We start from the raw sequence: 11166 nt of genomic DNA, 5'->3' as shown, positions 1-11166 counted from the left end.
GGATCACCATGTCCAGCAGAACCCTCACCCGTCGTGCCACCGTCGTCCTGGCCCTCACCACGGCGGTCGCCCTCGGTGCGACCGCCTGCGGGGGGACCACCAAGAACTCCTCGAAGGACAGCGGCAGCAGCAGCGGTGCCGCCACCCAGGCCGCGAGCGCCGACCCCGGCGCGGCGACCAAGAAGGGCCTGACCGTCGCCTTCCTGCCCAAGCAGGTCAACAACCCGTACTTCACCATCTCCGACAACGGCGGCAAGCAGGCCCTCGACGCACTCGGCTCCTCGTACAAGGAGGTCGGCACCAGCAGCGGCACCGACACCGCCGGCCAGGTCTCCTACGTCAACACCCTGACCCAGCAGCAGGTCAACGCCATCGCCGTCTCCGCCCAGGACCCGGGCGCCCTGTGCACCGCGCTCAACCAGGCCCGCAAGAACGGCATCAAGGTCGTCACCTACGACTCGGACACCAAGCCGGAGTGCCGCGACCTGTTCGTCTCCCAGGCCAGCTCCGAGGACCTGGGCCGCACCGAGGTGCAGCTGCTCGCCGAGCAGATCGGCTACAAGGGCGAGATCGCGATCCTGTCGGCGGCCCAGACCGCCACGAACCAGAACACCTGGATCGACTTCATGAAGGACGAGCTGAAGGACCCCAAGTACAAGAACGTCAAGCTGGTCAAGGTCGCCTACGGCAACGACGACGCCCAGCAGTCCTTCCAGCAGACCCAGGGCCTGCTGCAGCAGTACCCCAACCTGAAGGGGATCATCTCCCCGACCACGGTCGGCATCAAGGCCGCCGCCCAGTACCTGTCCGGCTCCAAGTACAAGGGCAAGGTCAAGCTGACCGGGCTCGGCACGCCCAACGACATGCGGTCGTACGTCAAGAACGGCACCGTCGAGGCCTTCGAGCTGTGGGACCCGGCCAAGCTCGGCTCGCTCGCCTCGTACGCGGCCGTGGCACTGGCCTCCGGCCAGATCAGCGGCGCCGAGGGACAGACCTTCAAGGCCGGTGACCTGGGCAGCTACACCATCGGCAAGGACGGTGTGGTGGTGCTCGGCAAGCCGACCGTGTTCACCAAGGACAACGTCGACCAGTTCAAGTTCTGAGAGCGCCGGCGTGATGGACAGGGCACGGGCCGTGGGGATCAAGGACGTCGCCCGGGAGGCGGGAGTCTCCGTGGGCACGGTCTCCAATGTGATCAACCGGCCGGACTCGGTTCCCGAGGGGACCCGTGCCCGGGTCCAGCGCGCGATCGCCCGGCTCGGGTACGTGCGCAGTGAGTCGGCCCGTCAGTTGCGGGCGGGCCGCAGCCGCATCATGGCCCTGCTCGTGCTCGACATGGCGAACCCGTTCTTCGTCGACGTCGCGCGCGGCGCCGAACGGGCCGCCCGGGCCGCGGGCTTCGGCGTGATGGTCTGCAACAGCGCCGAGAGCCCTCAGGAGGAGGCCGCGTACCTGTCGCTCTTCGCCGAGCAGCGGGTACGTGGCGTCCTGGTGACGCCCGCCGACGCCGGGACCTCCGGGAACCTGGCGGCCTTCCGGCGTCATCGCATCCCCTTCGTGCTGGTGGACCGGGTGTCGGAGGGTGCCGCCGGGTGCTCGGTGTCGGTGGACGACGTGGCCGGCGGCCGGATGGCGCTCGCCCATCTGCTGGCGGCCGGTCACCGCCGGATCGCGTACGTCAGCGGACCCGCCCACCTCCAGCAGGTCCGCGACCGCCGCACGGGCGCCTTCGCCGCGCTGGCCGAGGCCGGGGCGCCCGCGGAGGTCCTGCGGGAACTGCCCACCGAGCGGCTCGACGTGGCGTCCGGCCGCGACGCGGGGCACCGCCTCCTCGGCCTCGCCGAGCGCCCCACCGCCGTCTTCTGCGCCAACGACCTGCTCGCCCTCGGCGTGCTGCAGGCGCTGTACGCGGCCGGGGTGAGCGTGCCCGGCGAGATCTCCATCGTCGGCTACGACGACATCGAGTTCGCGGCGGCGGCAGCCGTGCCGCTGACCTCGGTACGGCAGCCCGCGGTCACCATGGGCGCGATGGCCGCCGGCATGCTCCTGGAGGAGACCGACCCGCAGGGCCGCGACCACCGGCACCGGCAGGTCGTCCTCCAGCCGGAACTGGTCGTCCGCGACTCCAGCCTGGTCAGACGCTGACGGGTTTCACCGGTCCAGCGGTGTGCGGTCCCGCCGTGCGGCGCGTCCCACGGTGGGCCCGACCCGCAGGGTCGTCGCGGCGGTGCCGCGGTCGGCCGGGCGGGGGGTTGTCATGGCGCGGTGCGTCCCATGGTCAGCGCGAGTGTGCACAGCCGGGCCTAGTCCGGGCGGGCCCTGCGACGGGGAGACCCCGGTGGCCGCGCAGTGCGTCGGGTCGGATCTCGCAGGGCATGGGCATGGGCAGGTGGGTTCTGTCGCGGCGGTGCCGCGGTCGGCCGGGTGGGGGGCTGTCATGGCGCGGTGCGTCCCATGGTCAGCGCGAGTGTGCGCAGCCGGGCCCAGTCCAGGCGGGCCCCTGCGACCGGGACACCCGGGCGGCCGCGCGGGAGGCGGACGCGCAGCACACCCGGCCGGATCTCGCAGCGCACGGGCACGGGCAGGACCAGCGCCTCGCCGTCGACACCGGCCTCGATCCCCGGAGTGTCCGCGGTGACGATGACCTGACCGGCGGTCAAGGCGGTGAGCCCCGGGGCCTGCGGGCCCATCAGCAGGGCCGCCGCCTGCGCCGCGTTGTCGACCGTCACCCCGAGCACGCCGAGCAGGCCGGTGTCCATCCGGTCCCTGCGGCCGAGCCCCGCCGGGTCGCCGGTGCGATACGGGTTGTTGCTGACCAGGACCGCCTGCGGCCCGTGGAGCACGGTCGCACCGGCCCGCGCGGTGATGCGGCTGCCGGACCGCCGGGTGAGCAGGTCCGGCAGCATCTCCAGGATCGTGCCGACCTTGTCGTCGCGGTAGGCCGGACTCTGCACGACGACCGCGTAGGCGCCGAAGGACACGTTGTTGACGAACGGCCGGCCGTCCACGAAGCCCAGGTCGACGCGGAGTTCCACGCCGTCGGTGAGCGCGTCCAGGCAGGCGGCCGGATCCTCCCGGTCGAGCCCCAGATCCATGGCGAAGTGGTTGCGGGTGCCCGCACTGATCACGAGGAAGGGCAGCCCGCGCTCGGCGGCGACCGCCGCGACCAGCGCCTGCGTGCCGTCGCCGCCCGCCACGCCGAGCAGGTCGGCGCCCTCGTCGGCGGCCGCGCGGGCGAGCGCCGCCACGTCCTGCGGATGGTCCGGGTCGAGCAGGGTCACCCGGGCCCCCAGCGCTTCCGCCTTCTCCTTCAGGCCGAAGCGCGCGACCTTCCCGCCGCCGGAGCGCGGGTTCATGATCAGGAACGGGTGCCGCGGCGGGGACGCCCGCCGTTCGCGGACGTGCCGTTCCTGCTGTCCGGCCCCGCGCATCGCGGCGCGCCCGCAGGTCAGGGCCAGGATCCACAGCGCGATCGACGCGAGGACGACCCAGAGCAGGTCCGCGTGGGCGTAGTAGAGGAGCACCCCCACCGGCGCCGCCACGGTCAGGGCCGCCGCCAGCACCCTGACCGGTCCGCGCCGGGTCAGCACCCACCAGACGCCGGCCGCCGTGATCCCGGTGCCGGCCAGGCCCACGGCCACCAGCAGGAGGCTCTTCAGTCCGGCGAGGACCACCGGCAGCGCCAGTGCCGCGACCCCGGCGGCCAGGGCGAGCCGGGCGAGCAGGCGCGGCGCACGACGGATGGGGGAGACGGGACGTTCCATGCGCCGACCCTGCCACTTCCGCGGCCCGGCCCGCCGTCGCCGCCACTGCGCCACGCCGTCGACGTCACCCGACCCCTCGCGGGTTCCCGGTGCCTGGGCGCCCCGCAACAGGACCGGCCGGTGACCCGGGCAGGGTCAACGGCCGGGAGCCCGGGCCCGCGGTCCTCATGCGGTGCAGGTCAGCACGCCCGCCTTCTCCTTGGCGGCCAGCACGCGCAGGACGCTGTCGTGCACCCGCGTGCGCACCGCCGGTTCGTGCCGCATGGCGTAGCGGATGCCCTCGGCCATGGCCGGGATGCCCGTCGGCTGCACCGTCAGCACGAGGTCCCCGCCGGCCCGCAGGAAGGCGAGCCCGCGCTTGCCGACGGCGAGGGACTGCGCGGAGGCCGCCTTGCCGAGGTCGTCGGAGATGACGACGCCCTTGAAGCCGAGGTCCTTGCGGAGCATCCCGCTGATGACCACCGAGGAGTACGCCGCCTGGTGCGCCGCGTCGATCCGCTTGTACGTCGCCGTGGAGATCATCACCAGTGCGGCCCCGGCCCCGATACCGGCCTTGAACGGGGCGACGTTCGCCCCGGTCCTGGTCAGCGTGGTGTCGGTCACGCCGGCGGTGACGTCGGTGTTGCCGCGCACACTCCCCAGTCCCGGGAAGTGCTTGGGCGTCGTGAGCACCTTGGAGCGGGTGGCGCCCTGGACGTAGGCCGTGACGTGCGGGGAGACCACGGCGGACGTCGATCCGAACTGGCGGCCGTACTTGCCGATCGGGGCGTTGGCGGTGCCCAGTGAGGCGGGCACGATGTCGGCGACCGGCGCGAGGTTGACGTTCACCCCCGCGGCGCGCAGCTGGGCCGACCAGGTCGTGGCCTGCTGCCGCAGATAGGTGGTCGTGTACTTGCCCTGGGTGACTCCGCTGGGGATGGTGGAGAAGCCGGGGCCCTTGAGGACCTGTACCTGGCCGCCCTCCTGGTCCGTGGCGATCAGCAGCCCGACCCGCTGCCCCGCGACGGTCTGCCGCATGCCCTGCAACTGGTCGGCGAAGGCCCGGGTCTTCTGCACTCCCGCGGTGCTGCGGCCCGCGAGCATCACCGAACCGACGGCGTAGTTCCGCATCGCGGTCAGGTCCGCCTTGGGCGTCGTGGGGAGTACGGCCGCGCCCATGAACAGCTGACCCACCCGTTGGGTGTCGTTCATGGCCGCTTCGACGCGCTGGGAGCACGACGGCGTGCTCGTGGCGGCGGTTCTGGCCGACATCGCGCGGGCCGTGCCGGAGGAGTCGGGGGAGTTGTCGGCCTCGCACCCGGCGACGGCCAGGGTGGTGGCGAGGAGCGCGAGGGAGACGCGTGAGGTGAAGGGGCGGGAAGTCACATCTACAGCAAATATCGATAAATATCTACCGTGTCAAACACTCTGAGGCGATCGGGGGACGGGATGACGTCGGGCTATGTGGCCGTGGTGGGTCCTGGCGCCGCCGGGGACCGTGAGCGTGCGCACGCCCGCCGGGTGGGCGAGCTGCTGGCGCTGCGGGGAGCGGTGGTGGTCTGCGGCGGCCTCGGTGGCGTGATGGAGGCGGTGTGCGAGGGCGCTCGCGCGCACGGCGGCGTCACTGTCGGGCTGCTGCCCGGCCGGGACCGTGCGGCGGGGAACCCGTTCCTGACGGTCTGCCTGCCGACCGGGCTCGGCGAACTGCGCAACGGGCTCGTCGTCGGCGCCGCCGACGCGGTCATCGCCGTCGGCGGGAGCTGGGGCACCCTCAGCGAGGTGGCGCTCGCGATGCGCACCGGCAGACCCACGGTGGTCCTCGCCGGCTGGGACGTCGCGGCGGATCCGGGGGACGGGATCTTCCTGCGGGCGTCGAGCCCCGAGGAAGCGGTCCGGGCGGTCGTGGACGCGCTCGCGGACGGCCGGGGACGGCCGGCCCTGGAGGGCTGAACTCGGCCCTCCCGCAATGGAATTGCCCCGGAGCGGCCCCCTTTGGGTCGAGGCCCGCCACGGATCAGTGACTGAGTGGCTGTACCACTCCTTGCGGTCGGCGGCTCCCGTGGGCCACCCTGAGCGGGCCCGGTCCGCGCCCCGCCCCCGCACGCCCGTTCGCTCCACGGTCCGTTCTCCCCCCACCCCGTTCCGTGCCCCCCGCGTCTCCGCGGGGCGGCCCGCCGAAGGACTGGCGCGCCCCCTCCCGCCCCCTCGCCATGCCGTGCTGCCCCGGCACGGTGGCTGACGACCGAACAGGATTCGGAATGTCCCTTTCTCGTCGAAGGATGCTGACGGTGACCGCCGCGAGCGTGGTGGCCGCCGCCGTCGATCTGCGTGGCCCACTCGGTGTCGCCCTCGCCGCGACGGCGGCCGATGACGGCGCCGCCTCCGTCCTGTCCACCGTGGACCGGACACTGCAGCGCGGTCCTGACCTCGGCCGCGGCTACCGGGGGATCGTCGCCGGACCCGGCGAACCCCACCTGATCCGGCGGGACCTGACCGACGTCGCCGCACCCGTGGTGACCCGGTCGCTGGCCGCCTTCGCCCAGATGTCCGACCTGCACATCGTCGACGACCAGTCACCGCTGCGCGTCGAGTGCCTGGACCGCCTGGCCGACTACGGCCCGCCGCACTACAACTCGTACCCGACGGAGTCCGCGTACCGAGCCCACGAGTTCCTCTCGACGCAGACCACCGACGCGATGTGCCGGGCGATCAGACGCACCGGGCGCGGACCGAGAACGGGCGCCCCGCTGGCCTTCACCGTCGTCACCGGCGACGCCGTCGACAACTGCCAGTACAACGAGGCCCGCTGGTACATCGACCTGCTCGACGGCAAGAGCGTGCGGCCGGACTCCGGCAACCTCGCCAAGGACGAGAGCGTCGCCGCCGGAACCTTCGGTACCGACGTGCACTACTGGCACCCCGAGGCACGGCAGTCTCCCCCCGACAACAACGACCTGGCCGGCTTCCCCCTGGTCACCGGGCTGCTCACCGCCGCCCGGCGGCCCTTCACCGCCACCGGTCTCGGTATGCCCTGGTACGCCGCCTACGGCAACCACGACGGGCTCGTGCAGGGCAACGTCCCGCCCGACACGCTGCCGTTCGACCCGCTGAAGGCCATCGCGACCGGTTCCACCAAGCTGACCAAGGTCGAGGGCGTGCCCGACGTCCTCGACGACGGACTCGGCTACTACGTCGAGCTGTTGACGGACATCCTCACCGGCGACTTCACCCTCGCCACGGCGAAGGTCACGGCCGACTCCGCCCGCCGGCTGCTGTCCCGGAGCGAGTTCGTCGCCGAGCACTTCCGCACCACCGGGACCCCCGCGGGCCACGGCTTCACCTCCAGCGGCGACCGCGCCTACTACGCCGTGCCCTCCGCGCCGGACGACCTCTTCCAGTACCTCGTCCTGGACACCACCAATCCCGGCGGCGGGGCCGACGGCGCCATCGACGAGGAGCAGTGGGCATGGCTGGAGGGCCGCCTGAAGGCGGTCTCCTCCCGGTACGAACTCGCCGGCCCGGGCGGCACGGGGCCCGGGACCGTCGTGCAGCAGCCCGGCGTCCACGACAAGCTGGTGGTGGTGTTCTGCCACCACACGCTCGACTCCATGGACAACACCGACGACGACGCGCCCTACGGCGGAGACGACCTGCGCGCCCTGCTGCTGCGCTTCCCCAACGTGGTCCTGATGGTCGACGGCCACACCCACACCAACACCGTCACCGCCCACCGTCCCGCCTGGCCGGCCTCCCTCAGCGGCGGCTTCTGGGAGGTCAACACCGCCTCGCACATCGACTGGCCGATCCAGAGCCGGATCGTGGAGGTGGCCGAGGGCAACGGCACGCTGTCGATCTTCACCACGATGATCGACGCCGACGCCCCGGCCTCCTACGGCGGCGACACCGGCTCCCCGGCCGCGCTCGCCTCCCTCGCCCGCGAACTGGCCGTCAACGACATCCAGGCGGTCGCCCGGGGCATCGACAAGCGGCGCGGAACGGTCGACGCGCGCAACACCCAACTGCTCGTCCCGCTGCCCTTCCCGCTGCCCGCCGGTCTCGGCGCGCCCGCGGCCGACTGGCCGCGACTGCTCCAGGGACAGAGCGGCAGCCGGGTCAGGGCCGCGCAGTCGCTGCTCAACGCGCGCGGGGCGGCGCTCGCGGTGGACGGGGTGTTCGGTACGGCGACGGCGGCCGCGGTGCGGTCCTTCCAGGGGGCCAACGCCCTGCCCGTCGACGGTGTCGTCGGGTCGGCGACCTGGCAGGCGCTCGTCGTGGTGCCGCTGGCACAGGGCGACAGCGGCGCCGCCGTGTCGTCGGCGCAGTCGCTGCTCAACGCCCACGGGGCGGCGCTCGCGGTGGACGGGGTGTTCGGTACGGCGACGGCGGCCGCGCTGCGCACCTTCCAGGGTGCCCGCGCCCTGCCGGCGGACGGTGTCGTCCGGTCGGCCGGCTGGTTGCAGCTGCTCGCGCCGTGAACCGCGGGGGCGGCACCCCGTCCCGGGTGCCGCCCCCGCGGGGTGTGGTCAGCCCAGCTGTGCGTGGAGGAACTCCAGCGTGCTGCGCCAGGAACGGTCCGCCGACTCGGCGTGGTACGCCTCGGGGCGCTGGTCGTTGAAGAACGCGTGGCCGGCCGGGTAGGTACGGAAGTCGGCTTCGACACCGGCCTGTTCGCGGATGGCGTCGCGCAGGGCGACCAGGGCGGCCGGCGGGACGCTTTCGTCCGTCTCCCCGAAGTGCCCGAGGATTTCGGCCTTGAGGCCGGTGAAGTCGGGCAGTTCGCCCTGGATGACACCGTAGAAGGGGACCGCGGCGCTCACCCGGGGGTCGTTCGCGGCCTGGTAGAGCACGAATCCGCCGCCCATGCAGAAGCCGACGGAGCCGACGCTGTCGGAAGTGACCTCCGGACGCCCGAGGAGGTGGTCCACGGCGCCGGACAGCAGCTCCACGCCGCGCGCCACCGGCAGCGCGCGCATCATGCGCAGCGCCTCGCCGGATTCGTGGGCGACGTTGCCGCCGTACAGGTCGGGGGCGAGGGCGACGAAACCCTCCTTGGCCAGGCGTTCGGTGACGTCGGCGATGTGGTCGTTCAGGCCCCACCATTCCTGGATCACGATCACGCCTGGACCGCGTCCGGCGGGCGGCAGCGCCAGGTAGCCGTGCGCGGTGGCTCCTGCGCTGGTGAAGGTGACGTTCTGACGGACGGGGGAACCGGTCTGCTGCGGAGTCTCGGCCATGGGATCACGCTATGCCCGGGGGCTTGATCGTACAAATTTAAAGCACACGTAAAGCGGGACGGACCGCCCCCGGCGACACCGGACAGGCACGCCGCCCGGAGCCGCGCGCCGTGCCGAGCGCGGAAGCGTTCGGGCCTGCCCGGACGCGGCACGATGGGGCTTGAGCGTTGGGGGGAACTGGGTGCCCCGATCGGGGTACTCAGTTCCTTATGAGGGGGATCGTTCCCCCTCCAGGGAGGACTCGATCTCCCGCACCACCCGCCACATCGGCGTGCGCCGCCGGGTGATCACCACCACGACGTCGTCCTCGGCTTCCGCCGGGTCCCCTGCCGCGGTGGCGGCGCCCTCGCCGTTCCAGCCGCGGCGCACGTAGTCCAGCGCGTGGTCCACGGCGGCGAAGGCGTCGTCCGTGCCGCCGGAACGCAGCCACGAACGCAGGCCGTTGTTGTGCGCGGCGACCACCGCGGCGGCGGTGACGTCGGCCCGCAGCTTGCCGTCGGGCCGGCCGGCGAAGCGCGCCCCGAGGTACTCCGCGAGCGCGCGCTCGTAGCGCCAGACCACGGACAGCTCGTACGCCCGCAGACCGGGCACCTGCTTGGTGAGGCGGTAGCGCTGCACGGAGAAGGTGGGGTTCTCGGCGTACATGTTCAGCACGAGGCGGGCGGCGTCGCAGGCCTTGGACACCGGCTCGTCGGCGTCCGCGCTCGCGTCCAGGAACTCGGTCATCTCGGTCAGGGCGCGCTCATGGTCGGGAAAGACCACGTCTTCCTTGGAGGGGAAGTAGCGGAAGAACGACCGGCGGCCGACGCCCGCGAGGGCGACGATGTCGTCGATCGTCGTCGCCTCGTAGCCGCGTTCCAGGAAGAGCTGGAAGGCCGCTGCGACGAGGGCGTCCCGCATCGGGGGCTTTGTGGTCATGGTCCAAAAATCTAGCATCGGGGGCTTACGGATGGCACTGAGTGTGCATAATTGAGGGTACTCGATGCCATGGGCGCCGTACACGGACTGGAGTGACCGATCGTGAGCCAGGAATTCGACCTGTTCCGGACGTCGGAGGAGCACGACATGCTCCGTGACGCGGTGCGTTCGCTCGCGGAGGCGAAGATCGCGCCGTTCGCGGCGGAGGTGGACGAGGCGGGGCGGTTCCCCGAAGAGGCGCGCGAAGCGCTGGAGGCCAACGAACTGCACGCGGTGCACGTGCCGGAGGCGTTCGGCGGTGCGGGCGCGGACGCGCTGTCCACGGTGATCGTGATCGAGGAGGTGGCGCGGGTGTGCGCCTCCTCGTCGCTGATCCCGGCGGTGAACAAGCTGGGATCGCTGCCGGTGCAGCTGTCGGGCTCGGAGGAGCTCAAGGCGAAGTACCTGGGCGCGCTGGCGCGCGGCGAGGGGATGTTCTCGTACTGCCTGTCCGAGCCGGAGGCCGGCTCCGACGCCGCGGGGATGAGGACCCGCGCGGTGCGCGACGGGGACTTCTGGGTGCTCAACGGCGTGAAGCGCTGGATCACCAACGCCGGGGTGTCGGAGTTCTACACGGTGATGGCGGTGACCGACCCGGAGAAGCGCTCCAAGGGGATATCGGCCTTCGTGGTGGAGAAGGGCGACGAGGGCGTGTCCTTCGGCGCCCCGGAGAAGAAGCTCGGCATCAAGGGCTCGCCGACGCGTGAGGTGTACTTCGACAACGTGCGCATCCCCGCGGACCGGATGATCGGCGCGGAGGGCACGGGCTTCGCCACCGCCATGCGGACCCTGGACCACACGCGGGTGACGATCGCGGCGCAGGCGATCGGCATCGCGCAGGGCGCTCTGGACTACGCCAAGGGGTACGTCAAGGAGCGCAAGCAGTTCGGCAAGGCGATCGCGGAGTTCCAGGGCATCCAGTTCATGCTGGCGGACATGGCGATGAAGCTCGAGGCGGCACGGCAGCTCACGTACGCGGCGGCGGCCAAGTCCGAGCGTGGCGACGGGGACCTGACGTTCTTCGGTGCTGCGGCCAAGTGCTACGCGTCGGACGCGGCGATGGAGATCACCACCGACGCGGTGCAGCTGCTGGGGGGATACGGTTACACGCGGGACTACCCGGTGGAGCGCATGATGCGCGACGCGAAGATCACCCAGATCTACGAGGGCACCAACCAGGTCCAGCGCATCGTCATGGCCCGGAACCTGCCGTAACCAGCAAACCGATCGTG

9 protein-coding genes are annotated in these 11166 nt (G+C 72.1%); 5 read left to right on the top strand and 4 right to left on the bottom strand.

The genetic code is table 11. From position 1 onward, the window contains the following. Positions 1 to 8 precede the first annotated feature (8 nt). Entirely contained in the window at positions 9 to 1103 is a 1095-nt protein-coding gene (rhaS, locus tag RV983_RS08415) for a rhamnose ABC transporter substrate-binding protein (protein ID WP_475985155.1), read from the top strand. 13 nt (positions 1104 to 1116) lie between these two features. Further along, entirely contained in the window at positions 1117 to 2145 is a 1029-nt protein-coding gene (locus RV983_RS08410; protein ID WP_475985154.1) for a LacI family DNA-binding transcriptional regulator, read from the top strand. Between the two features lie 290 nt (positions 2146 to 2435). Here the strand turns inward: RV983_RS08410 and RV983_RS08405 are convergent, their stop codons facing one another. Together RV983_RS08405 and RV983_RS08400 are read right to left on the bottom strand one after the other, a co-directional pair. Beyond that, entirely contained in the window at positions 2436 to 3764 is a 1329-nt protein-coding gene (locus tag RV983_RS08405; protein ID WP_475985153.1) for a diacylglycerol/lipid kinase family protein, read from the bottom strand. 165 nt (positions 3765 to 3929) lie between these two features. Then, on the bottom strand, positions 3930 to 5129 hold the full coding sequence (locus tag RV983_RS08400) for a glycoside hydrolase family 3 N-terminal domain-containing protein (protein ID WP_475985152.1): 1200 nt from the start codon (positions 5127 to 5129) through the stop codon (positions 3930 to 3932). Positions 5130 to 5192: 63 nt separating this feature from the next. Here RV983_RS08400 and RV983_RS08395 point away from each other — a divergent pair, with 63 nt between their 5' ends. Further along, a complete protein-coding gene (locus tag RV983_RS08395; RefSeq protein WP_475985151.1) occupies positions 5193 to 5693 on the top strand; it encodes a TIGR00725 family protein in 501 nt (166 codons plus the stop codon). 338 nt (positions 5694 to 6031) lie between these two features. Beyond that, on the top strand, positions 6032 to 8218 hold the full coding sequence (locus tag RV983_RS08390; protein ID WP_475985150.1) for a TIGR03767 family metallophosphoesterase: 2187 nt from the start codon (positions 6032 to 6034) through the stop codon (positions 8216 to 8218). A gap of 48 nt (positions 8219 to 8266) precedes the next feature. On the opposite strand, the gene RV983_RS08385 is transcribed toward RV983_RS08390, so the two are convergent. Further along, positions 8267 to 8977 (bottom strand): dienelactone hydrolase family protein, encoded by a 711-nt coding sequence (locus RV983_RS08385; protein ID WP_475985149.1) that lies wholly within the window; start codon positions 8975 to 8977, stop codon positions 8267 to 8269. A 207-nt stretch (positions 8978 to 9184) separates the two neighbouring features. After that, the gene (locus RV983_RS08380; protein ID WP_475990253.1) at positions 9185 to 9877 is read right to left on the bottom strand and encodes a TetR family transcriptional regulator; all 693 of its coding nucleotides are present in this window, start codon (positions 9875 to 9877) and stop codon (positions 9185 to 9187) included. A 120-nt stretch (positions 9878 to 9997) separates the two neighbouring features. On the opposite strand from RV983_RS08380, the gene RV983_RS08375 reads away from it, so the two are divergent. After that, complete coding sequence (locus RV983_RS08375) at positions 9998 to 11149, top strand: acyl-CoA dehydrogenase family protein (protein WP_475985148.1); 1152 nt, start codon at positions 9998 to 10000, stop codon at positions 11147 to 11149. Positions 11150 to 11166: the final 17 nt, after the last annotated feature.

The sequence above is a fragment of the Streptomyces sp. RLA123 genome (genome assembly GCF_056270165.1).
The sequence above is the reverse complement of the archived record's forward strand: the minus strand, read 5'-3'. Positions and strand labels throughout refer to the sequence as shown.

Excerpts from the sequence above, each read along its gene's own strand:
- rhaS (WP_475985155.1), top strand. The coding sequence starts at position 9 with ATGTCCAGCAGAACCCTCACCCGTCGTGCCACCGTCGTCCTGGCCCTC.
- RV983_RS08410 (WP_475985154.1), top strand. The coding sequence starts at position 1,117 with ATGGACAGGGCACGGGCCGTGGGGATCAAGGACGTCGCCCGGGAGGCG.
- RV983_RS08405 (WP_475985153.1), bottom strand. The coding sequence starts at position 3,764 with ATGGAACGTCCCGTCTCCCCCATCCGTCGTGCGCCGCGCCTGCTCGCC.
- RV983_RS08395 (WP_475985151.1), top strand. The coding sequence starts at position 5,193 with ATGACGTCGGGCTATGTGGCCGTGGTGGGTCCTGGCGCCGCCGGGGAC.
- RV983_RS08385 (WP_475985149.1), bottom strand. The coding sequence starts at position 8,977 with ATGGCCGAGACTCCGCAGCAGACCGGTTCCCCCGTCCGTCAGAACGTC.
- RV983_RS08380 (WP_475990253.1), bottom strand. The coding sequence starts at position 9,877 with ATGCGGGACGCCCTCGTCGCAGCGGCCTTCCAGCTCTTCCTGGAACGC.